Annotated in this window: 21 protein-coding genes; 8 read left to right on the forward strand and 13 right to left on the reverse strand. The window is 42.5% G+C overall.

Annotated elements, in window-relative coordinates:
* The first annotated feature begins 21 nt into the window (after window positions 1-21).
* Window positions 22-1,506: a hypothetical protein gene (locus tag ACHZBG_RS14275; RefSeq protein ID WP_320130136.1), complete on the forward strand. Its 1,485-nt coding sequence runs from the start codon at window positions 22-24 to the stop codon at window positions 1,504-1,506.
* A gap of 81 nt (window positions 1,507-1,587) precedes the next feature.
* Here ACHZBG_RS14275 and ACHZBG_RS14280 read toward each other — a convergent pair whose 3' ends face one another.
* Both ACHZBG_RS14280 and ACHZBG_RS14285 read right to left on the reverse strand, forming a co-directional pair.
* Entirely contained in the window at window positions 1,588-2,229 is a 642-nt protein-coding gene (locus tag ACHZBG_RS14280; protein WP_394699407.1) for a TetR/AcrR family transcriptional regulator, read from the reverse strand.
* A gap of 295 nt (window positions 2,230-2,524) precedes the next feature.
* Window positions 2,525-3,004 (reverse strand): hypothetical protein, encoded by a 480-nt coding sequence (locus ACHZBG_RS14285; protein ID WP_320130138.1) that lies wholly within the window; start codon window positions 3,002-3,004, stop codon window positions 2,525-2,527.
* Between the two features lie 80 nt (window positions 3,005-3,084).
* On the opposite strand from ACHZBG_RS14285, the gene ACHZBG_RS14290 reads away from it, so the two are divergent.
* The 5 genes from ACHZBG_RS14290 (at window position 3,085) to mutL (ending at window position 10,808) form a co-directional block, all read left to right on the forward strand.
* On the forward strand, window positions 3,085-4,365 hold the full coding sequence (locus ACHZBG_RS14290; RefSeq protein WP_320130139.1) for an HD domain-containing protein: 1,281 nt from the start codon (window positions 3,085-3,087) through the stop codon (window positions 4,363-4,365).
* 5 nt (window positions 4,366-4,370) lie between these two features.
* Window positions 4,371-5,126, forward strand: a complete 756-nt coding sequence (locus ACHZBG_RS14295; RefSeq protein ID WP_320130140.1) for an ATP-binding protein — start codon at window positions 4,371-4,373, stop codon at window positions 5,124-5,126.
* 74 nt (window positions 5,127-5,200) lie between these two features.
* Entirely contained in the window at window positions 5,201-6,568 is a 1,368-nt protein-coding gene (locus tag ACHZBG_RS14300) for a hypothetical protein (RefSeq protein ID WP_320130141.1), read from the forward strand.
* A gap of 20 nt (window positions 6,569-6,588) precedes the next feature.
* Window positions 6,589-8,925, forward strand: coding sequence for a hypothetical protein (locus tag ACHZBG_RS14305; RefSeq protein WP_320130142.1), 2,337 nt, complete (start codon window positions 6,589-6,591; stop codon window positions 8,923-8,925).
* 65 nt (window positions 8,926-8,990) lie between these two features.
* Window positions 8,991-10,808 carry a DNA mismatch repair endonuclease MutL gene (gene mutL, locus ACHZBG_RS14310; RefSeq protein ID WP_320130143.1) on the forward strand — a complete coding sequence of 606 codons (1,818 nt, stop codon included), beginning with the start codon at window positions 8,991-8,993 and terminating at the stop codon, window positions 10,806-10,808.
* Here the strand turns inward: mutL and ACHZBG_RS14315 are convergent.
* The 3 genes from ACHZBG_RS14315 to ACHZBG_RS14325 are packed head-to-tail and all read right to left on the reverse strand — an operon-like array spanning window position 10,805 to window position 13,600.
* Complete coding sequence (locus ACHZBG_RS14315; protein WP_320130144.1) at window positions 10,805-11,488, reverse strand: hypothetical protein; 684 nt, start codon at window positions 11,486-11,488, stop codon at window positions 10,805-10,807. The genes mutL and ACHZBG_RS14315 overlap by 4 nt on opposite strands.
* Window positions 11,469-12,605 (reverse strand): 1-acyl-sn-glycerol-3-phosphate acyltransferase, encoded by a 1,137-nt coding sequence (locus ACHZBG_RS14320; RefSeq protein WP_320130145.1) that lies wholly within the window; start codon window positions 12,603-12,605, stop codon window positions 11,469-11,471. Before ACHZBG_RS14320 ends, ACHZBG_RS14315 begins: the two co-directional genes overlap by 20 nt.
* Window positions 12,606-12,607: 2 nt before the next feature.
* A complete protein-coding gene (locus ACHZBG_RS14325; protein WP_320130146.1) occupies window positions 12,608-13,600 on the reverse strand; it encodes a dihydroorotate dehydrogenase-like protein in 993 nt (330 codons plus the stop codon).
* A gap of 176 nt (window positions 13,601-13,776) precedes the next feature.
* On the opposite strand from ACHZBG_RS14325, the gene ACHZBG_RS14330 reads away from it, so the two are divergent.
* Entirely contained in the window at window positions 13,777-14,196 is a 420-nt protein-coding gene (locus tag ACHZBG_RS14330; protein WP_320130147.1) for a flavodoxin family protein, read from the forward strand.
* Between the two features lie 65 nt (window positions 14,197-14,261).
* On the opposite strand, the gene ACHZBG_RS14335 is transcribed toward ACHZBG_RS14330, so the two are convergent.
* From ACHZBG_RS14335 to recO, 6 genes are all read right to left on the reverse strand, one after another.
* Window positions 14,262-14,717, reverse strand: coding sequence for an Lrp/AsnC family transcriptional regulator (locus tag ACHZBG_RS14335; RefSeq protein WP_014268841.1), 456 nt, complete (start codon window positions 14,715-14,717; stop codon window positions 14,262-14,264).
* Between the two features lie 6 nt (window positions 14,718-14,723).
* Window positions 14,724-15,806 (reverse strand): 3-phosphoserine/phosphohydroxythreonine transaminase, encoded by a 1,083-nt coding sequence (gene serC, locus ACHZBG_RS14340; protein ID WP_320130148.1) that lies wholly within the window; start codon window positions 15,804-15,806, stop codon window positions 14,724-14,726.
* Complete coding sequence (locus ACHZBG_RS14345) at window positions 15,806-16,690, reverse strand: NAD(P)-dependent oxidoreductase (RefSeq protein WP_320130149.1); 885 nt, start codon at window positions 16,688-16,690, stop codon at window positions 15,806-15,808. Before ACHZBG_RS14345 ends, serC begins: the two co-directional genes overlap by 1 nt.
* A gap of 241 nt (window positions 16,691-16,931) precedes the next feature.
* Window positions 16,932-17,141 carry a 30S ribosomal protein S21 gene (gene rpsU, locus ACHZBG_RS14350; protein ID WP_320130150.1) on the reverse strand — a complete coding sequence of 70 codons (210 nt, stop codon included), beginning with the start codon at window positions 17,139-17,141 and terminating at the stop codon, window positions 16,932-16,934.
* A gap of 108 nt (window positions 17,142-17,249) precedes the next feature.
* Window positions 17,250-19,397 (reverse strand): single-stranded-DNA-specific exonuclease RecJ, encoded by a 2,148-nt coding sequence (gene recJ / locus ACHZBG_RS14355; protein WP_320130151.1) that lies wholly within the window; start codon window positions 19,395-19,397, stop codon window positions 17,250-17,252.
* Window positions 19,398-19,437: 40 nt separating this feature from the next.
* A complete protein-coding gene (gene recO / locus ACHZBG_RS14360) occupies window positions 19,438-20,187 on the reverse strand; it encodes a DNA repair protein RecO (protein WP_320130152.1) in 750 nt (249 codons plus the stop codon).
* Window positions 20,188-20,275: 88 nt separating this feature from the next.
* Here recO and ACHZBG_RS14365 point away from each other — a divergent pair, with 88 nt between their 5' ends.
* Window positions 20,276-21,595, forward strand: coding sequence for a DUF4105 domain-containing protein (locus ACHZBG_RS14365; protein ID WP_320130153.1), 1,320 nt, complete (start codon window positions 20,276-20,278; stop codon window positions 21,593-21,595).
* A 25-nt stretch (window positions 21,596-21,620) separates the two neighbouring features.
* On the opposite strand, the gene ACHZBG_RS14370 is transcribed toward ACHZBG_RS14365, so the two are convergent.
* Window positions 21,621-22,091, reverse strand: coding sequence for a hypothetical protein (locus tag ACHZBG_RS14370; RefSeq protein WP_320130154.1), 471 nt, complete (start codon window positions 22,089-22,091; stop codon window positions 21,621-21,623).
* Window positions 22,092-22,173: 82 nt separating this feature from the next.
* A complete protein-coding gene (gene arcC / locus ACHZBG_RS14375; RefSeq protein ID WP_394699408.1) occupies window positions 22,174-23,145 on the reverse strand; it encodes a carbamate kinase in 972 nt (323 codons plus the stop codon).
* Window positions 23,146-23,240 lie beyond the last annotated feature (95 nt).

A 23,240-nucleotide genomic window follows, 5' to 3' on the forward strand; every position in this document is an offset into this window, starting at 1 on the left:
TTTTAGAGGTACTGAAATACAATGAAAAATGTTAAAAAGTCTCTTATTTTTTGTCTAGTTGGCATCATTCTTCTGCAAGGCAGCCTTGCTTTTGCAGATGATGATTTCGGTTCCTTCTTTGACTCAGCGACTTCTGTTGAATCCTCATCTTCTTCCCCTGCCCTGGCCTTCAGTGGGGAAACAAAGATATCAGCTCGTGCTTGGTTAGCTGAGGATAATAGCTTGAACAGCAACTCTGATTTTCGAGCTATGGATGCCACTTCCTCAGTCAAACTTGATTTTTCCTATGAGGGTACTGCAAGTGAATTGAAGGGGAAATTGCTCTTTACTACCGATTCCACGAATATCATCGATGAATTGACGTATAAAGCATTTCTGGGAAATTTTGTTCTTGAGGCAGGAAAATCAAAGATCGTCTGGGGACGGGGTGACAAGCTCCATGTATTGGATTTGTTCAATGCAAACGACTATTCAGATTTTCTTATCCCGGATTACCTGGATAGAAGAATTGCCGAAAACATGGTGCATTTGACTTGGAATATGCCCAACGATATGAGCCTTGAAGTAGTATGGACTCCTACGATGACTGCCGATACCATTCCAGCTAGCGGTGTCTGGACTCCTTATGCAGCAAAAAACTTGACTGACCTGGGAACTTCCTATGTAACGAATCTTGCCAAGACTGCCTATACCAATGCATATACAACCACTTATGCTACTGTATATGCAGCAACAGGTGATGCTACCAAAGCAACATCTGCCGCAGTTTTGGCAGGGACCTCAGCCGCTTCTGTTATAAAGGAAACCTATGGCAGTGCTTCTGCTTTATTGCCTGACACCAACACTTTGGAATATAGCCAATATGGCTTGCGCTTGACGGGAACCTACGGACCGGTGGATTGGGGAACAGAATACTATCTTGGCCATTACAAGACTCCTTGCGCATCTTATACTGCCGATTCCACGGGGATAACTGATTTGGATTTGAGCTACGACCGTTTGCAGGTCTTCGGCATTGATGGTGCAGGAGTCGCTGGAATGTTCAATCTTCGAGGTGAATTGGCGTATTATCTGACCGATGATACCGAGGGTACAGATCCTTCAGTACATAACAATAGCATTCAATGGTTGGGAGGTTTTGATATCAACCTTCCCTTCAATGAGTTGAATCTCAATGCACAGCTCATAGGCAGTTATATCCTAAGTAACGATTCCATCACCTCTGCCAGTGACGTGGATTATAATTCAGATAAGCAGTACTTGAACGATAAGTTGGTTTTGCAATTATCCGATAGCTACAACCATGAGAAACTCAAGCCTTCCATTGCCCTTATCTGGAATATTGAACGTGAGGACTTGATCGTGATGCCGAAAGTTGAATACCAAGTTGCCGATGGTTTCAAGGTCATCGCAAGCGGTGCCTTGTTCACCTCAAGTGATAATGGTGAATTCAAAGCCTATGAACATAATGATTTCATAGAGTTCACTGCTTCCTATACGTTCTAGATCTCTTTGGATCAAAAGAGAGCCCCGGGAGTATTTATTTCCGGGGCTTTTCCATATCCTGGTCAGTAAAATCAAATTCTTTCAATTAGTTGCAGCCAGATAATGCTGGATAAAAGAAAATGACTCATCCAGAAAATCATTCGGCGAAATATGCAAGGCAATGCACAATAAATCATTATCGGTATCAACACTCTGAATAAAACTATGAATCATCGTTATGAGAATGGCAGCGGTCTTCTTGGAATTCTCAATATGCCTGATACTTAAGTCCTTCATACCGTCCTCAAGATACTGGGTAACTTTTCCGGTCAACTCATTTGTAAGATTCTCACATTTCTTGACTATGGGATGGGAACCACCCAACGATCGCACGCAATTGGTAAAGTTAGGAATGAATTGAAAGTTCCCGGCATCGGCAAGATACAGATTCCTGTAAGTCGAGGCTAAGGAGATGAGCCGTTTAATGCCCGTCGTCTCTTGCCGTTCATTTTTTTCAGTTTCACTCAACAACTGTTCAAGTGTCTGTATTGCAAGGGTAAGCAGGATCTCTTCTTTATTATGAAAATAAAGATATAAGGTACGTCGACTCAAATCGGAATCCGTAGCAATTTCATTCATTGTTGTCTGTATGAATCCCCGTGATTGAAACATTCGTTTTGATGCATCAAGAATTTCCATTACCCTATGTTGACGATCTCGAATTCTGCGCTCAACTATTCCCATCTGCCTACCTCAATACTTATATGTAAGTATACCATAGAGTCACTGAAAACTCAAATAAATGTATTGTTTTTTATTTTTTCACTTCTACATATTTCTATATAATTAAATGTTTTATTATTTTTTTCAATTACATTTTTGCTATAAATTTATATCGTGCATCTTAACAAAGAAAAAGCAATTCCTGAAAGATTTTTTCTTTCAACTGCAAACTCAATAGTGCACAAATTTCTTTTTTGGATTCTTCATCTTAAAATCTTTTATAATATATTTTACTATACCGTTTTCGGTATAGTATTTATTCTTTTGAACCAATGGGTAATGATTTCTTATCGAGACTTAATGATACAAGCTGATATCCGCCATCCTTCACTACTTCCCAGACAAACGTAACATAGGTGATTTCCAAGTCATCAGTATTTGACAACCTGATGGGCACACTGATTATATCCTCCTCTTTTTTTGCAGCAGAAAGAACAAACCCCTTTTGGGGAAGCAGGGAGGCAAGTATATCATTAAAGGATTTCGAAAACCCATATCGCATATCTTTACTGACATATCGCTCAAGCCAATCGACAGACCAATTTTCACTGAGAGCCTGGGCTGTCAAAGTTTCAACCTGACCATTTTTTTGTGAAACCAACTGCCCAATTACAGGATCAGCGGGAAAAAGAGGATTACCATAGGTAACCGAGAGCCGGGTGCCCAACGGAGCACCACTTACCAATGAGACGGAAAAAATACACATGCAAACTGCAATGAATCTTCTGATATCCATAGCTATGGGTGTATTCTATACTAAGTAATTTGTCAAACCTTACTTTACAGGGAAGCCCACCCTGACATACTATCGTAGATATGAAAAGCCAAAAAAGTCAGCTTCTTTCGAACCTTTTTGCCTCCTATGACCTGAGGATTCGCGATCCCCTGTGGAAAGATATTTATCTGAGCAAGCCTTTCAAACAGCTATATCTTTCACCCAGTGTCCAAAAATTAGGAAGGATCAAGCAACTGGGCCCTGCCTTCCACTTATATCCTGGAGCCGTACATACCCGACTGGACCATAGTCTGGGGGTATACTATGTCAGCCATCTCATGCTGGTTTCCCTGCTCAAGCAAGCAATCTCCTCTGGTTCAGATGTTTTGATGACTGAAGAAGGAATGAGGACCTTTCTCTGTGCTGCCCTACTTCATGATATCGGTCATTTTCCCTTCGCCCATTCCTTGAAGGAATTGCCTTTGAAAAGCCATGAAGCCCTTGCCGCGGAACTGATTGAAAATGAAGAAATACTTAGGACGTCAATTGTCAATGCTGGATGCAATCCTCAGGCTGTCGCAGATATAATCGATACAAAGAGATTCTGCAAGGACAAGGAAATACTGCTATATCGTGCCCTTCTTTCAGGAACCCTTGACCCTGACAAGCTGGATTATCTGAACCGTGACGCTTTCTTCTGCGGGGTTCCCTATGGAAATCAGGATGTTCCGTACATTACGGCAAATCTCTTGCTTCATGACAACAGAGCTGCACTACCGGTCCAATGCGCCGGATCAGTGGAACACATCTTGTTCAGTAAATACCTGATGTATCAAAATGTGTATTGGCACAAGACCAACCGTGCAGCGACGGCCATGATCAAGAAGGCTCTTCTTTGTGCCTTGGATGACACGATACTATCTCCTGAACAATTGTATATCTTGGATGATGAGCAATTCTTTGCACTTCCTTCCCAGTTTGCCTATGCTCCCTTTGAATTATTTTCACGAGTCCAGGATAACAATTTCCTTACTTGTACTTTTGAGGAAAGTTTTGAGAAAGATCGCAGCCTTGATAGCTGTGCCAGTTCATTGCAAGGCAGAGGCGAAATGGAGAACGCTCTCTATACAAGATTGAAGGCTACAGGATCCTATCCCAAGCTGAAACCATTTGAGGTAATCATCGATATTCCTGAACCTATTTCGTTTGAAACAGATATTTTACTTATTCAAGAGAATGGCACAAGCATACCTTTCGGTGAATATGATACGCTTTTTTCTACAGATATCGGAAAGGTCTTTACAAAAAGCCTCAGAAAAACCAGAATCTTCACACCCTCATACATTGACCGGCAAGCGGTGCTTAAGGGATTGGAGTCATAACAGGCATGGAAGAAGAAAAAATTTCCTATCTCACTCTTATCAATGGAGACTTACCCCCTTGGGTGAGACGCTTCATCAAACAAACAGGAAAAACCATCAACGATTTCTCCATGATCAAGGAAGATGATTCAGTCTTGCTTTCGGTCTCTGGAGGGAAAGATTCCCTTGCTTTGGCCTTGGCTCTTTCCCTTCGAAGAAAATGGATGCCAGTTTCCTATACCTTGAAGGCATTGATGATCAACTGGATTGAACATCCCATCCCTGAAGAGTACAGGGAAAAACTGGCCAGCTATTTTCAGGCCCTGGATATTCAGTTCACCATTGTCGATGAGTGCCAGTACCCGCCCTCTTTCAAGGATGAATTCAACTGCTACCTTTGCTCCCGGAACAGACGAAGAATCATGTTTGAATATTGCCAGCAACATGACATCTCCCTGGTTGCCATGGGACACCACCTGGATGACCTTGTAGAAACTACACTGATGAACCTTTGTTTTAGGGCAAAGTTTGCCACCATGCTTCCTGTCCAACCATTTTTTGAAGGAAAGATACACATCATCAGACCAATGATTGAAATCCATGAAAGTGTGACCAAAAGACTTGGAGAGATATATGATTTACCTGTCGTGAAGCCTGTTTGCCCGTACGACCAAACCAACATTCGTTCCAAACTCAAGCCAATAATCTCAGAATTGTCACACATAGACAAACTAACCAGGGAACATATCTTCAATGCGCACTCTTTTACCTCGCCATTGTAACTATAATCGGATTATTTTGGTTTACATTTTTGTGGTGAAATGCAAGAATCAAACCAATTTAGGAGGACACGTACTTGATTAAACGTTTTTCGCTTGTCCTCATAATCATATTCGGCTTGGCAAGTTTTACGATCCAAGCCTCAAGCAATATAGATCTAGGTGATTTAGGCTTGCAAAATTCACTCTCAAGCATTATTGAGGGATCTGCCACGTCTGATGGTACGTTCAGTCTTGCCCTGACTCCTGAAATAACAATTGGGTCCTTCGCCATTCAATTCAATCTCAAGATAAAGGGAACGTATGAAACCGATCCCATTGATTTGAATTTTGATTTCAGTGGTTGGGCACCTCCAGCAAAAGAAGAAGGCCAAACCAATGGGGCCTATATAACTTCTGTACTTAAGCAATATAGCTCTTTTGTCCAATATGCCCAATTGGGACAACGTTACGATAAACTTTATCTTAAATATGGAAAGCTTTCAGGAATCACCATTGGGGACGGAGCCCTGATCAATGGTTTCTTCGATACCTCGGTTTCCATCCGTACTGCAAAACCTGGTTTGGATATCATGATTGACGGAACTTTGTTAGGCATTCCTTATGCTGGCTTTGAATTTCTTACCAATGATGCCTTTGACCCTACCTTACTTGCCTGGAGAGTCTATTCACGTCCCTTTTATACATATTACAAGCAGGGATTCTTATCGGAGATCGAGACAGGAATCTCCTATGCAGAAAATCCTACCAGTACGTATATTGCTGCTTCCAGCGAAGCAGATGACCTGGTATCAGAAAATCGCAAACTCATAAGCATTGATTTCGGATTACCCCTCCTTTCAAGGGATGCCTTGAAGATGGTTTTTTTCACGGATGTTCTTTTTCAGAGCCCCGACAGTCTGGTTTCTCAGCCTGGGATAGCAACCCGTTATGGGGTATGGGGCCATTGGAAGAGTCTGTTCATCTTCAATACCAGTATTACAGTTCCTCATTCCGGAGTTTATTATGCAGATTATTTTGATTCTGGATTCGAGGAAAAAACCTATGCAGAGTTGTCTGATAGTATCGTTGCCTTAGGTACTGAGCGAATTGACGCTCAACTTGCAATTAATTTTGCCAGCAAGGGAGCTTATTTCTCAGCTAGATTGAGAAGTGATTATTCCGAGGGAACGTACTCAAATTATCGTTTTTATGCAAATGCAAGGATAGACAAACGGTTATTCAATATTGTTTCGCTGGACTTGAGTTATGAAAAGCTTTATCCTACAAGTACTGGAGAAGGTTTTTTTGCTGGTCTGGTTACATTACGCAATGTCGAAATTTTAGCAACCAGTGTAATTAATATAAAACCTTACGCCTTTGATGTTGGCCTCAAAATGGTATTTGATGGAGAAGCCAGCTATACTTTGCAAGTTGAAACTGCGGTGAGGATATCTATCCTCTGAACCTAGATGAGGGAGAAGGTATGAATTGGTTCTTAAAAAAAGTTGGGTTTTCCCTTGTTTTATTGATTGTATTGCTCCCGTTGTCTGCCAGTGATTTATTATCAATAGGCGATGGGGATATCGGAAGTTTTCGAATCTATGACAGTCAGGGCAATAAACAAGAAGTTACTGAACAAGTTGCTTCACGGATAGGTAAGGGTTGGATCATCAATAATCCGGAAACCCCGGTCCTCATCATCACTCCAGCGGGCACTATAAACCTTTTCGAAAATACTATACTGATTACCGGGGATTTTTCCTCTACTAACCAAAACCTGTATCTTGTACAAGGAAAGGCCACCTTTGCTACCAACGAAACCTTCAAGGGAACTCTGCAAGTTTCTACACCGGTATCACAGTTCAAACTGCAAGGAAAAGGTGAGATTTTTGTAATTTCCACGGATGATGAAGAATCAATAACCTCCTTTGGGGGAGATGTCATAGCTCTCAATGGACTCAGTCATGCGCGGACCATGGTCAATCCATTCGGGAAATTGTATATGGATGATCCCCAGCGTTCCGTAAAAACAGTTCAGAATGGATATTATCTTACCTATGCAACCTACCCAGACCTTATGCTCGCCAAGCAACTTGTAAGCGATTTGGCCAGTACAAAGGTTGCTCCTGTCCCCAGATCTGCCAAAGTATCGGTTCTTGTCCCCAAGATTCCCAAGAAACCTTCAAAGCCAGGCCTTGTCATCATGCCCTTGGAGATCCCCTCCAAGCCTTCGGTACCAACCTATACTACAACGATTGCCGTTGCCCCCGCTCCCCAGATTCTCAGCGTGGTCGTAAAACCACAGGCTAATCCCCTTCCCCCCTCCAAGATCAAGGTGAGCAGTACTCTTATACCGGTTTCTCCCAAACGTATCGTCATAACGATCAGACCGGTTGCCCCCCAGCAGATTACAACTATTACTTCCGTGATCTCAGTACCGGAGACTATTCCTTCAAATCCTCAAGGAATTACTGCGACACCGGCCCTAGCGGAAGAATCTGTTATCCAGCAAACTTCCACCCTAACGATGACAACCTCAGGGACACAGCAACCCGCAATTCTTTCGACTGATGATGATAAGATTTCTCTTGGCAGTTTTGGAGCGAAGACAATATATGACTTTACCTATGATGGAACAAACGGAAATGCAATTTCCCATTCTCTTTCGATCAGACCATATATTTCATATAAATCCTTTGCGCTTGAATTGAATGTAAAAGCCAGTACTACTGATTTTTCTACTTACTCTTTCAATTTCCAGGCTTCTCCATCCGGAGCCTTGGAAATCCTATCCTATGGCGCTTCCTTTGTTGAGAAATTACGGTTTGGTTATCACTCCTCACCTTTCTATCTTGCTTTGGACAACTCGGAACCTACCGATTCTGACTTTACAAATCTTGTGGCTCCTTCCTTTTACAATACAGAAAAACTACGCTTTTATACCAAAGCATCTCTTTCTGGCTTCTCCCTCATAACGACTTTTGACGACTTCAATATGGCAGGATTGCTAGATAGCAAGAAACAATATGGATCAGTTGCCTTCCAATATTCAGGAAGTGAAAATTATCCTTTCCTCATGTCACTTGGCTCTCTTCTTGAATTTGCGAACACACCTTCAAAGGCGATAAATCTTTATCCTTTCCTATCGTTCAAGATTCCAGTAGTGAACAATAGGAATCTGCAACTTGGCATCATTGCAAATGCAAGCAGTTACCTTCCTGCATACCCAACGTATGATTTCTCGCAATTCTTCAATCTTACCGATCTTTTCCCCAACTACTTGATCAACGCGGGACTATCACTGAATGCAGGGGCCTTCTCTGCCTTGACTCTCGTAAGCATCGACAAAGGTAACAATAGAAGTCTTTTGGTAAATGACTTTACCGATAGTTTCAGTACAGAAACGGACTCAGATTTCAATATATTTTCCAAAATCAGCTTTACAAACAATAATTTCAACCTGAATCTGCTCTGGAATGTTCCTTTTGCACAGAACTTTACCCTTACTACCCTTACTGCGGACTCTTCAAGGAAGGCCGATCTCAGCCAGATTTCCATTGCCTTCAAAAATGATAGTTTTGACCTTTCTCTGGGTATCCAGCAAATCGGAATCATCGATTCCATTTCTTACTTGATTGATGGATCTGAAGATATCCTGTCGCTTTTTGGCGGAAAATATGCTTCCTCGTTCATTTCGGCATCTTACACCCTGGGACCTGCCCAGATAAAGGCAAAGGCTTCCTATCCAGTAAGCAGCACTTCCTTGACTGTACCAAAACTAGTCTTATCGGCAATCATTGATCTAGGAAAAAAATTCTGACAGGAACAAGGGCCTTCGGGCCCTTTCCTTTTGCCCTTTTTATCCTTTCATGGTACATTAGGCATATGAAAATCCAATTGCTCGATCCAATAGTTGCCCAGCGCATAGCCGCAGGAGAAGTAATCGAAAGACCAGCTTCTGTGATGAGGGAATTGCTTGATAATGCAATCGACGCAAATTCCACGTCCATCATTGCCAGCATCACGGAAGGAGGCCTTGAGGAAATCACGGTCCTTGATGATGGAGAAGGCATAGAAAAGGAAGATCTCCCTTTATGCTGCGAAAGCCATGCAACCAGTAAGGTAAGAAGTTTCGATGATTTATATAACCTGAAAACCATGGGTTTTCGAGGAGAGGCTTTATATAGTATCGCTGCTGTTTCCCGCATTACGATTTCCAGTAGCTTCCATAAGGAACCTGCCTTTTTTGTTACCATCGACAACGGGAGGAAGCAACAAATCCTACCAGGAGGACCTACCCAAGGAACAAAAATAACCGTGGAAGGGCTATTCAAGGAAGTTCCTGCAAGACGGCAGTTCTTGAAACGACCATCTACAGAGGCTACGATGTGCAAGAACCTTCTCTTGGAGAAGGCCCTCGCTTTCCCTGAACGCTCTTTTAAATTCTATAGTGACGGACAACTCAAACTCGAACTACCGGCTACTGGTAAAAAGCAGAGAATCCTTGATGCCCTTTCAACATCCCAGAACATTGTTCCTTCTGAAATGTTGGAGCTTTTTGACAATGCAGGTCGATTCAGTTTGTATGCCCTTGCCTCATCCCCAGCCATATTCAGGAGTGACCGTTCCCATATTAAGATTTACGTGAATGAACGACCTGTCGAGGAATATTCCCTTGTCCAGGCTGTCACCTATGGTTATGGGGAGTTGCTTCCCGGTGGATCTTTTCCCTATTGCTATCTCTTCATCACGGTCGATCCTACATTGGTGGATTTTAATATTCATCCAACCAAACGGGAGGTGAAGCTCAGAAACAAGGCTGAAATTCATCACCAAGTTGTTGCAATGATCTCCAGTCAGGTAAAAAGGACGATTCCTCGCTTGGTAAAGGAGCTGGAGGAAGCTTTGCAACCTGAGTTGGTATCATCACCCAGTAAAGGCTATGAGGCAGCCTCAGGGCCTTCCTCGTTCTCTGGTAACACTATTGCACGTCATCCCCAGGGATCTACTTCTCATGCCATTCCCTTTCAAACCGAATACAAACCCAGTGATCCCCAATGGTTTGCAAAAGCCAAGGAAGCTCTCTTTCAAAAAGAGAGCCATATGGACATGGCAACCGACAGGCACTCAGAAAAAGAGGATATATGGACCCTTCAGGCAAACGAACCCGAGTATATCTACATCGGGCAAGCTTTCAATCTATTTCTTCTCGCCCAAAAGGGTGATGAACTGTTCTTGGTAGATCAGCACGCAGCACATGAGCGAATACTGTTTGATGAAATCAGGGCGAAAAAAGAAGTACAGGCTCTGATCATTCCTGTTGAATTTGAGGTCTCAAGGGATGTAGATATGTATCTGCAGGAAAACCTGGATATATATCTTAATCTTGGAATAAAACTTGAACGTACTGCTGATCTTCTCTGGAAGCTTTGGACAATTCCTGCCATGTTCAAGGAGATAGAAAAAGAGGTTGTTGCGTTTGTACAAAACCATACGGGAGATAGTGCTGAGGTTGAAAAAGGACTCTATGCAATTGTTTCCTGTCATGCTGCGATAAAAAGCGGGGATGTATTGGACAGGACTACGGCACAGGCAATACTGGACAAGGTTTTTGCTATGGAAGATCCGTGTTGCCCGCATGGAAGAACGTTTGTGATAAGACTGAACAAACAAGAATTATCCCAGGCAGTAGGAAGGACCTAGAGTTCATACCAATCGACAATCGACCTGTTGACTGTGTCATCATAATACCCGAGGATCATTGAGGAAACCTTGGCCCATTTTTTGGTCAAAACCTTCAAGTCTATCTCGGGTCCTACGATCTCCCCTTCAAAAAGAGAATTTTTCTCTTCTGATAGCAGATTTATGGCATAGGATAGATTATCCGAAATATGTACGATTCCTGTTTTCTTGTCATAGACAACTGTGCGTCTGGAAGGAGCAACTATGTCCTTGCCTCTATTGACAGTAAATTCCTTCTCCAACGCCCTACCATCTTCTCGAATCATCCAAAGATGCCAAAGACCATCTTGAATATGCGTCCCCATCTCTTTTGCAAGGGATGGATATCCGAAATAAACAATGTTGTCAATTTCTTTTTTTTGGGCTTCAAAGTTCCAGGTATCCAGGCCATCAGGAGAAACGACTTGCATCTGGAGTCTTTCTTCTGATCCCACATCTTCCGTTTCTACATAGATACTGAGATTTTCATAGGAATCCAGGACTGTTCCGCTTTTATCATAATGAGTAACAGTACTGACAGAATGGATTTCCGAGATAAGGGAAAAAGGCGTTCGGCTACAAGAAAGGGCCATCATGGCCACAAAGGCCATGATAACTCCCATTGCAATCCGTATTCCCGGATCAGAGTTTCTTGGCTTCAAGGAAAGACCTGACAGGATTTGCATAGGCATTCAGCGCATAGCGCCTTACATCTTCGTTTACATCCTTGAATCGTGCAAGGAATTTTTCAGTATCAAAGGAAGCATAGGAATCAGTAAAATCGCTCGTCCCTTCAAGATAATCATATGCAAAACAATTGGTAGGCCACAACTTGTAGTTCAAATGAATTTGACGATCAACTTCCTTGGCAACTTCATCGGAATTCAGATACTCCCCTTGGATGGGTTTTCCAAAGGCAATATGAATATTCCCCTTTTGGCCTTTCAGTCCATGGAAAATACTGATGATGTCCTCATACTTCTTCTTGGTACGCTCACCTCTCCGTATTCTGTCGACCTCTTCTTTCGATTTCAATACATCGCAAGGATCATATTCATAACTGACTGCAACCGGTACGATATGGCAACCATTTATGACTTCATTGAATTTGATTCCCTTTGGCTTTTGTGATAGATGCAACATCTTGATGATAGCGGGAGTAGTATTATCCAAACCATCCTTGGATCGTCCGCTTTTCTGGGCTACCCAAATTGATTTGTTTTCCTCTACGATCAACTCAACAAAATAGGCACTCAACCGAATGGATTCAAGGTATTTCTCACGCATAGGAAGAGTGCGTTTGACTGTCACGCCTCCATTGAGCTTGAACATATCCGTAACAAACTGATTGGTAAGCAGATTATCTCCTATGGCCATTTCACAAATCATTCTATCACATTGAATCAAGGCATAATCTATAAGGGCACAATCAAGAACGATATCCCTATGATTGCTCATAAAAAGATACGCCTGTTCTTTTTCGATATTTTCACTCCCGGAAGTAGAAAACTTGCATACACTACTTTTCATAATTGCCGGAAGAAAAATCCCTGCAGTAATCTTACGCTGAAAATCATCGTAGGTTTTTACCTGCGTGAGCAGTTCCATGATATATTGTGCATATTGTTTTGTTTGATCAATCTGTTCAGGAATATCATTCTGGCTCAAGGAAGCAATCATCCTTTCGATACCTGCCCTATTATTTAAAACTCGAGCAACAGCATCTGTAAGATCCTTCCCTCTATAGGGGCCAATATCTTTGTAGTTATCCAAATCCATATTTAACTCTTTTGTGCGCCCAAAATAGATTTAATATACTGGCTACGCTCCCAACTTGAAGGATCTGCAATCCTCTCCTGGGCAAGTTTTCCATTGAAATCGACTATATGGGCATATTCATGACGATCCATCCAAGCTTCGAGCTCACTCGTCATCTTGGAAACACTGGCAAGACCTTCCTTAAGCAGAACCGAACAAACCTGCACGGATTTAGCGCCGGCAAGCAATTGCTTGATTACCGTTTTCCCATCATGAATACCACGTGATGCGCAAATATCATAGTGAAGCTCAGCGCTCATCAAGGCAGTCCAACGCAATGACTGTGCATATTCTTCTTCAGAACTCAACATGGCGGCAGGAGCCATTTTCATTGTTTCAATATTTATATCAGGGCTGAAGAAACGGTTGAACAAGACTACTCCATCAATGGATAACTCGTCCAGTTTCCATAAAAGATTCGACAACGAAGAAAAGGAAGAACCCATTTTCAGGCTCAAAGGAGCCTTCGTCTGTTTTCTGGCGGCTTTGACCAATGAAAGATACTCTTTCTCTATGGCCGTGCCGTCAACTTCCCTATCAGCTGCAACAATATAATGGTTCAGCTCTATTGCATCAGCACCACAAGTAACGAATCTATTTGCATATTCAATCCAAGCTCCATTCTTTCTGCAATTTATAGAAGCAATGACAGGGATGTCCAAGGACTTCTTTGCATCTTCAAGCAAGGTAAGATAGGCATCGATCTCACGGTCCATACTTGCATTCTTGACAAATTCATATGCATCAGAATGAGTAAGGTAGGCTTCATTCTCTGTTACCTTCAAATCTGAATCATTTTCAATTTGTTCCTCGAAGATCGATTTCAAAACTACGGCTCCGATTCCGGCATCTTCACATTTTTTCAAGGAATCAAGCGAGGTTGTCAAAGGACTGCTCCCAGCTATAATTGGGTTTTTTAAGGTAAGTCCAAGATATTTTGTCGACAAATCTACCATTATTTAGTCCTCCGGGGAAATATAAATTACTTTTCGTTATAAATAGCAGAAAAAGTATACCACAAAAAAATATTTTCCTCTACAACAGTTAAAAACATGCATAAGAATTGCATTTTGACACAAGCACTGTACAGCTTACTTTTTTTGACCAATACTAGTTGCATAAGGAAAAAATAATGAAAATTGCAATTAGGTATTTTTCAAAGACGGGCAATACAAAGAAACTTGCCGAAGCCATAGCCCAATCTGTAGGTGTGGTTGCACAATCGATTGAAGTACCAATCGTGGAAAAGGTTGATGTGCTATTTTTGGGAAGTTCTGTCTATGGAGGAACCGTAGACCCTCAAATTCGTTCATTCCTGTTGAATCTCAAAAAGGAACAAGCTGAACTCCTTGTCTATTTTGGTACCGCAGCATTGCTTTCCTCCTCGTACAAAAGTGTAAGAAGAATCTGCAGAAAACAAAATCTGAATCTCAGTGAAAGAGAATTTCATTGCAGGGGGGCTTCCGGAAAGCTTCATAAAGGAAGACCAAACAAGGATGATATACAAAAAGTTGCTGAATTTGCAAAATCTTTTTTAACGGAAAAACATTAGCAACAAACAAGGGTACCGAAAAATCGGTACCCTTGTTTTGCAAGATTTTATATCCCAAACAAAAATTACAGAATATAAGGAATCCTGAAATTATGGGATTGATAGACAACAAAGGTCTCTACTTCCGCGATATCGTCGATCTTGTCCAATTCACTCTTGAAAAAATCCAAGAGTGAAAGACCTTCATCCTCTGCAAGTACCAACTGAACGATCAAATCATATCGTCCAGTTACGACTGCAGCAGAAATAACTCCACGGAGTTCAGAAAATTCCTTGGCCTTCTTTTCAAGATCCAAAGTTTTAAGCTTTACACCCATCATGACCACCTGTAAGCCAGGAATCGATTCAGGGTTAACAAGCCCGGAAATCTGCAGAACTCCCTCATCCATGAGTTTATTCACACGTGCTCGCACAGTATTCTCGGTAATTCCCAATTCATCAGCAATGGCACTGAAAGGTTTTCGCCCGTCACGCAATTGCTTGATTATTGCTTTGTTTGTCTCATCCATCTTACTTTTCATTATTGCCTAACCATTATTTCTTTCGAATTCCTTCATGAACTGAGCAAGAGCAACAACGTCCTCTTTCGGCAAAGCATTATACACACTTGCCCTCAATCCACCGACAGACCGATGCCCCTTCAAACCAAGCATGCCCTCTTTCTGGGATTCACTAACAAATTTTTTCTCTAACTCTTCATTCGGAAGGCGGAATACAATATTCATTTTTGAACGATATTTTGCGTCAACTGGACTACGGAAAAAGTCGGATCCATCAATTGTATCATAGATTAAGGAACTCTTTTCCTTTGCCCTCAAAGCCATTCCCTGGGCTCCTCCATTCTTCTTGATCCAGTCAAGCATCAATTTGACACCCCAGATGGAGAATACAGGAGGAGTATTGTACAAGCCCTTGTCCTTACTATGCAACTTATAATCCATGTAGGCTGTCATATTGGGATTCTGTCTCTCCAACATGGATTTCTTCATGATAATAAAGGTTGCCCCTGCAGGTCCAAGATTCTTCTGGACACCGCCATAGATCATGGAAAACTTTTCCACCGGAACGGGTCGGGAAAGAATATCACTGGACATATCCCCGATAAGTGGAACATCTCCTGTGTCAGGGAAATCCTGCCACTCGATTCCTCCGATAGTCTCGTTGGAACAAAGATATAGATAACTACTGTTCTTGCTAGGTTTTACCATTGCAGGATCTGGCAGGGAAGTGAACTTATTGTCCGTTCCATCATAATAATAATTAACATTGCCAATCTTAGCAGCATCCTCCCCTGCCTTGTTTGCCCAAGTACCGCTCTTGATGTAATCGGCAACGGTTCCAGGACGAAGGAAATTGGTTGGAATCATGGTGAACTGCAAGGTAGCGCCACCGCCCAAAAAATAGATGTCATAGTCATCGGGGACATTCAAAAGTTCCTTGAAACTGGCAAGGCACTCATCATACATGTCCTCAAAAAGGCCACCACGGTGACTTGCCTCAATCATGGACAAGCCCTGTCCATTATAATCGACAATCTGGTCACGTATCTGCTCCAGTACTTCGACGGGCATTACAGAAGGGCCGGCAAAAAAATTCTTTTTACGTTCCATTAGATCTTTCCTCCATTCTTGAGTTCTTCAATGATTGCAAATGCCTCATCACCAATGCGAAGCAAGTTTTCATTGCTATTTGCACCTACATGCGGCGTAAGGGTAACATGTTCAGCCTTGAGAATAGGATAATCAGGAGAAGGGGGATCAGAAGGATATACATCCGTGCAATACCAGGCCACAGAACCATCGGCAAGAGCAGAAACCATATCCTCGGCATCTACACACAGGGCACGACCAGTATTGATGACAACAGGAGTTTTTTTACAATGGGATATAAGGGCCTTGTTGACCATACCTGTGGTTTCATCGGTAAGAGGGAGATGCAACGAGATATAATCAGCATTTTCCACTGCAAGTTCAGCTGTAGTTTTCATTTCGGCCAAAGGTGATGAAGCGACATATTTATCAAATGCGACGACAGTCATGCCAAAAGCCTTGGCCCTTTCCGCTACACGACTGGCAATATTGCCAATTCCAAAGAGACAAAGGGTTTTCCCGTTCAGTTCAGTGCGTTTCACATTCTTCAACCATTCACCATTCTTCATTCCATTATGATAGGTTACCAAATTATTGGGAGTGCTGAGCATCAGCGCAAATGCCAATTCCGCAACAGCTATTGCAGAAGATTTTGGAGTATTGCGAACAATGATCCCCTTGCTCTCGGCATAAGCCTTATCAATATTATCGATACCTACGCCACCACGAATGATCAACTTAAGAGCTGGGGCTTGATCGATATATTCCTTTGTGCACTTCGTTTTACTTCGAACAAGTACGATGGCAGCTTCACCAAGACGATTTTTATCTGTTGTCACCTCACCAAAGGCAGCAAGACGAGTTGTCAACGATGCATCAAAAGCGTCAGAAATAAGAATTAGCATGTTTTTTCATTCCTCTCTTTCCAGTTCTTCATGGGCTCAAGTCCATGATTAAGGTACTTCTTAAAAGATTGTACACTGAAATAGTGGTTTTTGTCCAATTTTTTTTCTATTAATTTACGTATTTATAAAATTTCTTTCTAAATGTTACTGGATAATCAGAATTGATTGTTTTAGGATTAATTGAATACTGGCTGAAGAATAAAAAAAGGACCGCCGAATAAAATTCGGCGGCACCGTTGATTTAGAAGCTTTTCGAAACATGCAACTTGCGCACTTTCTTCATCTGTTTGCGTGCAAGGGCTTTCTTTTTCCTATTCAGGATAGTGGAGGGCTTCTCAAAGTACTCCCGCTTTTTCCATTCGCGGATGATACCTTCTTTTTCAACCATGCGTTTAAAACGTTTGATTGATTTTTCCAAAGGTTCATTGTCGTCTACTTTTACATATGCCATATTAATTCTCACCCCCCTTCCCGATTACTGGGTCCAAAATGCTTAATCAGCTTGCCGAAAACAAGCCCTTCTGTCAAGTATATTCCCAGGGAAATATCGCGTGATGCGTTATTTCCCTGAAAGTTTATCCGCTTCAGTCTTCAAATCAATAATGGTCAATTGCAACGTTGATTGATTCCTGAAATAATTTCTTCCAAGACGAAAAGCTACGTCCACCACTGAACCTTTATCAAAATCCTTGCCTACCCTATCTCCTGCTTTCCAGTAGACAGCAGGCCATTTATATTGGCCAAAGGCAAGAGTAAGGCGAACATGTTGTGCCCCACCCTTGTTGTTATTCATAAATTGCATATCTTCAATGACAGCACCTTCAAGCAACAATACCAGAGGAGGATTTTTCTCACCATAGGGTTCAAAAAATTCAACTATCTTGATAATGTCAGGCGTCATATAGGCTTGGGGAAGAGTGCAATCGATGGAAACCGTTTCTTCTTCCGTTTCCAGGCAATCCATTTGATCTATCTCTTCATTGACTCTTTTTTTGAAAATGGCAAGATTCTTCAAATCCATCGAAAATCCACCGGCACAGACATGACCGCCAAAATCCAAAAACAAGTCGCTGAACCGAGAAAGAAACTCCCGTACATTGAAATCCTCGGGGCTCCTCATCGAAGCCGACACCCGGGATCCCCCAATGGTAGCCAACACCAATGAGGGAACATTGAATTGTTTGAGCAACCTACTTGCCATTACCCCGGTAATACCTCTTGAAAGAGAAGAATCCTCTACGACAACCAGTTTTGAGCCAGTGCTCTCAAAACTATCCTTTGCCATAGGCAACATCCTGTCCCAAGCCTCTTCTCCAAGTTTTTGCCGTTCCTTGTTCAACCGGATCAAATCCCCCGCCAACTCTTCAGTCCTGGACAAATCCTGCGACAAGAGCATATCAGCGGCAACCGAAGGCTTTCCCATTCGGCCGCTTGCATTGATGATTGGGGATATCTGCCAAGAAATATCACTGGTAGATAGTTGTTTTCCTATAAGATTCTGCATTGTAAAGAGAGGAAGCAAGGCTTGCCGAGTACCGGCAGTAAGTACTTTCAGTCCGTGACGCACCAATAACCGGTTCTCATCCTCCATCGGCATCAGATCAGCAATCGTTCCGATGGCTACCAGATCAAGAATGGCTTCATACCCGCTATCAAGAATCGGATATTTTTTCATGCAATAGGCATTGAACAGCGTATAAAGCACTTGCAATTCATCTCGTCCATGCACGCTATATTTCATTGCCCTGCTCATATTGGAAAGGGCAAATAAGCCCTTACCTTTTATCACAGGCATGACATTTTCCATTTCAGGGCGCATATCCACAAGATGGATATCCACGGATTTTCCAAAAGCCATCCGTAACTGAGCCAGTTCCGACGAAGCGTCAAGAACGAGAATGGGAACATCACAGGAAAGGAACTGCAAGGCTTTGCTCTGTGAAGGAGAAAGTAATCCTGGGTTGATTTCCTCTATTACACGGTCAACTTCCAGCAAATTTTCAATCCTGATAGCTTGTATGATAACCGTATCATGCCCTGGCTGGGCATGAAGCAAGATACAATCCTCATGATAAAAATCTGTCTGGCTGAATCTCAATGCCCAAACAACCTTTGCCGCTACCCCGCAACCGGCCAGATGACTGAACGGATATCCGCAACCAGGCACTTTGGGATCGATAATAGCCAAGGCAGGGGGAAGTGCCTCTCCACTTATATGGTGATCCAGGATAATTGTATCGATACCAAGCGTTCTGGCATGTGCTATCTCATCATTATTTGAAATACCACAGTCAACAGTCACGATCAACGTCACGCCATCGGAGGCAGCAGCCTCGACACCATCCATGGTCATTCCATAGGGCTCATCCCCTTCTGGCAACTTGTAGGAAACATCCACGCCAAGTCGCTGGAATTCCTGGACCATGAGGACCGTACTGGTTATACCGTCGACATCACGGTCGCCGAAGACCCTGATCTTCTCTCCTTCCGTGATAGCACCATTGAGCCTATCCACCACCTCTTCCATATCGTCGAACAGAAAAGGATTGTGAAGAAACGTCAATTCATTCTCAAGAAAGAACTTAACAGTATTTCCTTCTGTCAGCCCCCTACGGGCTAGGATGGAAGCACACAATAAATCAACGCCATACTGTTCATGCAGATGTTTGACGTCCTGTGAAGAAACCGGACTCTTTTTCCAAAACATATATATACAACCTTACAATAAATATTCACATTACATTCAATCAGAGCTGAGATTGCAGAAGCCCTCCTGCAAGGGTCTTCAAGGCTTTCCCACTCACAATGGAGGCATACCGAAGCAAATAGTTCTTTATTCGCTGGGTAGCCGTCTCACTCAATTCAATAAAAACCGCCAAGATGAAATCCAAAGAAGACGTCAATAAAAGATATCTTCTTGCTCCTGGTGGTAATTCCATCCCTGAATCCAATGTAGCACAACCAGAGCAACAAGGTGCAGATAATTGAGAATTGAATGATAGGATTTCATCCTTATCATATATTCTATCACAAATCGGACATCGTTCAAGATTCGATTGCAACCCACAAATGGCAATGAGCTTCCAGATAAACTGGATGAGTATTCGATTTGCAAGCTCACGATGAGAAACAAGCATATCCAGGGCCTTGCTGAGAAGCGCATATTGTTCTGGGCTGTCGCCACCATTTGTATTGAGGATCATCTCACAAAAAAACAAGGCAGCATAGGTTGAGCCCAGATCGGAACGAATCTCATCATGCGTTGCAACAACCTGAACATCACTAAGGGTATAACTCTTTTTGACTGGATTGAAGTAGAGAAAGAACTGGCCATCAAGAAAAACCTCGGCTTTTACGGCCTTTACCGATTTTCTGGCCCCATAGGAAACGACATCTATCAATCCAAAATCAACGGTGAGCAATTTCAGTTTGCGATGCAGTTGCCCGTACCGTTGGCTGTGCACGACTATTGCCAAGGACGATACGTTCCTTTCCATTTCTCCTCCATTTTTTTTGAGATTAGTTGTATACAGACAAAACGTCAACTGGTTGGAAGAATTGTACACCTGTGATATTCTTTCCCTCATGAAACGTCGAATAATGGTATTGATTATGCTTGTATTCCTTTTGGTTCAAGCTTATTCCTTCAGTGTCCATCCATATGTACACGACGAACAGCCTTTTGACAGTGAACAGGAACTCTCAAAAATGGATTTTTCCAAGCCGTTGGCGCAAAACCAACTTGACTGGATCAATACATGCACAATAAGTCTGGTCACGATAGGCCCCGGGGACCAGCTCTACGCCTGGTTCGGACATAGTGCAATAATTGTATCCCAACCCAACGGCCAAAGAGTCATGTATGATTATGGTATCTTCGATACAAGCCAAAAACATTTTTACCTTCATTTTGCCCAGGGTAGAATGCTCTACTCAGTTTTTGCAAGCAATGCCGACTGGAGAATCGATGACGCCATATCAGAAGAGAGAGATGCCAAGGAAATAGAGCTCAACCTTACCCCAGAAGCAAAATTCACCATGATTCGTTTTCTGCAAAACAATGCCAAGCCTGAAAACAACACATACCTGTATCATTTTTACAAGGACAATTGTGCGACCAGACTCCGGGATATCATCAACGCAGCAACAGGAGGCCAATTCAGGACCTGGGCAGAAAACAAAGAGGCAGGGGGAACCTATCGAAGCCTGACTGAACGAAGCATGGCCCATTCTCCAGTGATATCATGGCTTTTGAATTTTCTCCAAGGTCCGTCCATAGATTACCCCTTGAACCATTATGAGGAGATGTTTCTTCCTGAAAGTCTATTTCAAGGAGTACAAGATTTCACCTATGCAGACGGAACTCCTCTTGCCAAGAAAATTATGATATTGAATGACACTAATGGAAAAAACATCCGATTCATCCCTTATACAAAGAATGTAAACTATGATGCTGCCTTTGGTTTTGCAGGTTTAATCTTAGGGTTGTTGAGTCTATTCTTGCTGAAACACGGAGAGAAACACCTTTTGAGCAGAAGGTTATGGGCCCTCTTCAACGGAACTATCCTGTTATTCTTGTCGGTAATAGGAACCCTACTCCTATTCATGATGACCCTATCCAACATGGACATGACCTGGTTCAATGAAAACATCGTCTTCATCAATCCATTCCTTTTCATTGGTTGTTTCAAGGCCTTTTCCCTCTTCTTCAAACAGGAGAAAAGTACAGGATCCTTGCTGCATACCTATAAGATTTTTTCAGTTCTGACAGTTATCCTTGTTGTTGCCAAGGGACTTTACCCGACTCAGTTGATCCAGGATAACCTCAATATCATTCTCTTCTTGCTACCTATGTATCTTGTCGGATTTGCCGAAAAGAACCCAAAGTTTTCTTCAAGAAAGTAGCAGAGTTATTTTTTTCCTGAATGAATCAAGGACGGCCTTTCAAGGAATTGGAAAGAGCAAAGGGAGCCAGGGGAGTCAGACCAAGACGGCTGGCTATCAATCTAGCCGGAAAGGCATTCCTCTGCTGATTGAAAAAATTCGTTTCCTCGTTATAGTTTTCGACGGCCCTCACCAAATTGGTTTCGCATTCATACATCTTATCGAAGTAGGGGTCATAAAAGACATAATCAGGACTGATGAAAATCTCTTTTTGGAGTTCGGAAAGTGCTTCATCAAGCTTATCATAGGCCGCACTCAGATTTTCTACCGTATCGTCCTTATGATAGGAAGCAATGGCCGAGATAGTCTTTTCAGATACTTCTGTACTTCCAAGAAGGGAAGCCAACCGACTGGCATACGTAAATCGAAGATCAATCTGATCAAGAGCTTCCTGCCGGGCAGCCTCGGCTTTTGAATTATAACGTGCAAGGCGCATTGCAGTTGAACGATCAATCACCAAAATAGCAAAAATTATCAACAAGCAAACAACCGCAATGCTAATAATGGCACTGCGGCGATTTGGAAAGAACGGTGTCTTTTTAGGGGACAATTTTTGTTCCCTTCCCTTCATAAAGGGACCCGTAGAGGTGTTCAGGATCTGTAATCAAGCCTGTATTTCCCGTCGATCGTACAAAATCCACGATAGCCTGAACTTTTGGAAGCATACTGCCTGGGGCAAAATGACCTTCCTTGATATACTGCTCGGCTTCAGCTACAGTTATGGTATCAAGGTTCTTTTGATTGGGTTTGCCATAATACAAGCAGACTTTTTCTACGGCCGTGGAAATGACAAACAGGTCCGCCTTCAGTTGTTTGGCCATGAGAGCCGCTGCAAGATCCTTGTCAATTACAGCTTCCCTACCTTGCAGAAAACCTTGTTCATCTCGAACCACCGGAATTCCACCGCCGCCACCTGCAATGACAATGACCTTATTGTCCAAAAGTGTCTTGATTGTTTCTATCTCGACAATCGCTTTCGGTTTGGGACTTGCAACAACACGACGATACCCTCTGCCAGCATCCTCTACAACTTCCCAGTTATCATGTTCCGTATGGTAATTTGCATCTTCCAATGACATAAAAGATCCAATTGGTTTGGTTGGTTTTCCAAAAGATGGATCGTCGTCAGAAACTTCTACTTGGGTTACCACGGTAGCCACTGACGGATGAAGACCTGCTTTATTGAATTCGTTGTCCAAAGCCATCTGCAACTGATAACCAATTGCCCCTTGGGTATCCGCTACACAGCTATCCAGAGGCACTGTATGGAGAATGGAACGAGAAAATTCAGCCCGAAGCAGGATAAAACCAACTTGAGGACCATTTCCATGTGCAATAACCACCCGATGTCCGGCTTTCACCAGTTTTACAATATGTTCGGCTGTTTTCCGAGCCGCTTCATATTGAGCCGATACCGTTACATGTTTTGAATCTTCGATCAATGAATTTCCGCCAATGGCGATGACTATCAGCTTGCTATCCATAGCTAGTTTATCCTTTGATATTTGCATATTTTATCTTCAATATGAATATCATATCACAACTGCAACAAAATGCAACACTTTACTTTATCACTTTTCCAGGTTTTCTTAACCGCTGATTCATT

The sequence above is a fragment of the uncultured Sphaerochaeta sp. genome, from assembly GCF_963676625.2.
Classification (GTDB): domain Bacteria; phylum Spirochaetota; class Spirochaetia; order Sphaerochaetales; family Sphaerochaetaceae; genus Sphaerochaeta.

Excerpts from the sequence above, each read along its gene's own strand:
- mutL (WP_320130143.1), top strand. The coding sequence starts at position 8,991 with ATGAAAATCCAATTGCTCGATCCAATAGTTGCCCAGCGCATAGCCGCA.
- ACHZBG_RS14330 (WP_320130147.1), top strand. The coding sequence starts at position 13,777 with ATGAAAATTGCAATTAGGTATTTTTCAAAGACGGGCAATACAAAGAAA.
- serC (WP_320130148.1), bottom strand. The coding sequence starts at position 15,806 with ATGGAACGTAAAAAGAATTTTTTTGCCGGCCCTTCTGTAATGCCCGTC.
- ACHZBG_RS14280 (WP_394699407.1), bottom strand. The coding sequence starts at position 2,229 with ATGGGAATAGTTGAGCGCAGAATTCGAGATCGTCAACATAGGGTAATG.
- arcC (WP_394699408.1), bottom strand. The coding sequence starts at position 23,145 with ATGCAAATATCAAAGGATAAACTAGCTATGGATAGCAAGCTGATAGTC.
- ACHZBG_RS14285 (WP_320130138.1), bottom strand. The coding sequence starts at position 3,004 with ATGGATATCAGAAGATTCATTGCAGTTTGCATGTGTATTTTTTCCGTC.
- ACHZBG_RS14345 (WP_320130149.1), bottom strand. The coding sequence starts at position 16,690 with ATGCTAATTCTTATTTCTGACGCTTTTGATGCATCGTTGACAACTCGT.
- ACHZBG_RS14295 (WP_320130140.1), top strand. The coding sequence starts at position 4,371 with ATGGAAGAAGAAAAAATTTCCTATCTCACTCTTATCAATGGAGACTTA.
- ACHZBG_RS14275 (WP_320130136.1), top strand. The coding sequence starts at position 22 with ATGAAAAATGTTAAAAAGTCTCTTATTTTTTGTCTAGTTGGCATCATT.
- ACHZBG_RS14325 (WP_320130146.1), bottom strand. The coding sequence starts at position 13,600 with ATGGTAGATTTGTCGACAAAATATCTTGGACTTACCTTAAAAAACCCA.
- ACHZBG_RS14335 (WP_014268841.1), bottom strand. The coding sequence starts at position 14,717 with ATGAAAAGTAAGATGGATGAGACAAACAAAGCAATAATCAAGCAATTG.
- ACHZBG_RS14305 (WP_320130142.1), top strand. The coding sequence starts at position 6,589 with ATGAATTGGTTCTTAAAAAAAGTTGGGTTTTCCCTTGTTTTATTGATT.
- recJ (WP_320130151.1), bottom strand. The coding sequence starts at position 19,397 with ATGTTTTGGAAAAAGAGTCCGGTTTCTTCACAGGACGTCAAACATCTG.
- ACHZBG_RS14365 (WP_320130153.1), top strand. The coding sequence starts at position 20,276 with ATGAAACGTCGAATAATGGTATTGATTATGCTTGTATTCCTTTTGGTT.
- rpsU (WP_320130150.1), bottom strand. The coding sequence starts at position 17,141 with ATGGCATATGTAAAAGTAGACGACAATGAACCTTTGGAAAAATCAATC.
- recO (WP_320130152.1), bottom strand. The coding sequence starts at position 20,187 with ATGGAAAGGAACGTATCGTCCTTGGCAATAGTCGTGCACAGCCAACGG.
- ACHZBG_RS14320 (WP_320130145.1), bottom strand. The coding sequence starts at position 12,605 with ATGGATTTGGATAACTACAAAGATATTGGCCCCTATAGAGGGAAGGAT.
- ACHZBG_RS14290 (WP_320130139.1), top strand. The coding sequence starts at position 3,085 with ATGAAAAGCCAAAAAAGTCAGCTTCTTTCGAACCTTTTTGCCTCCTAT.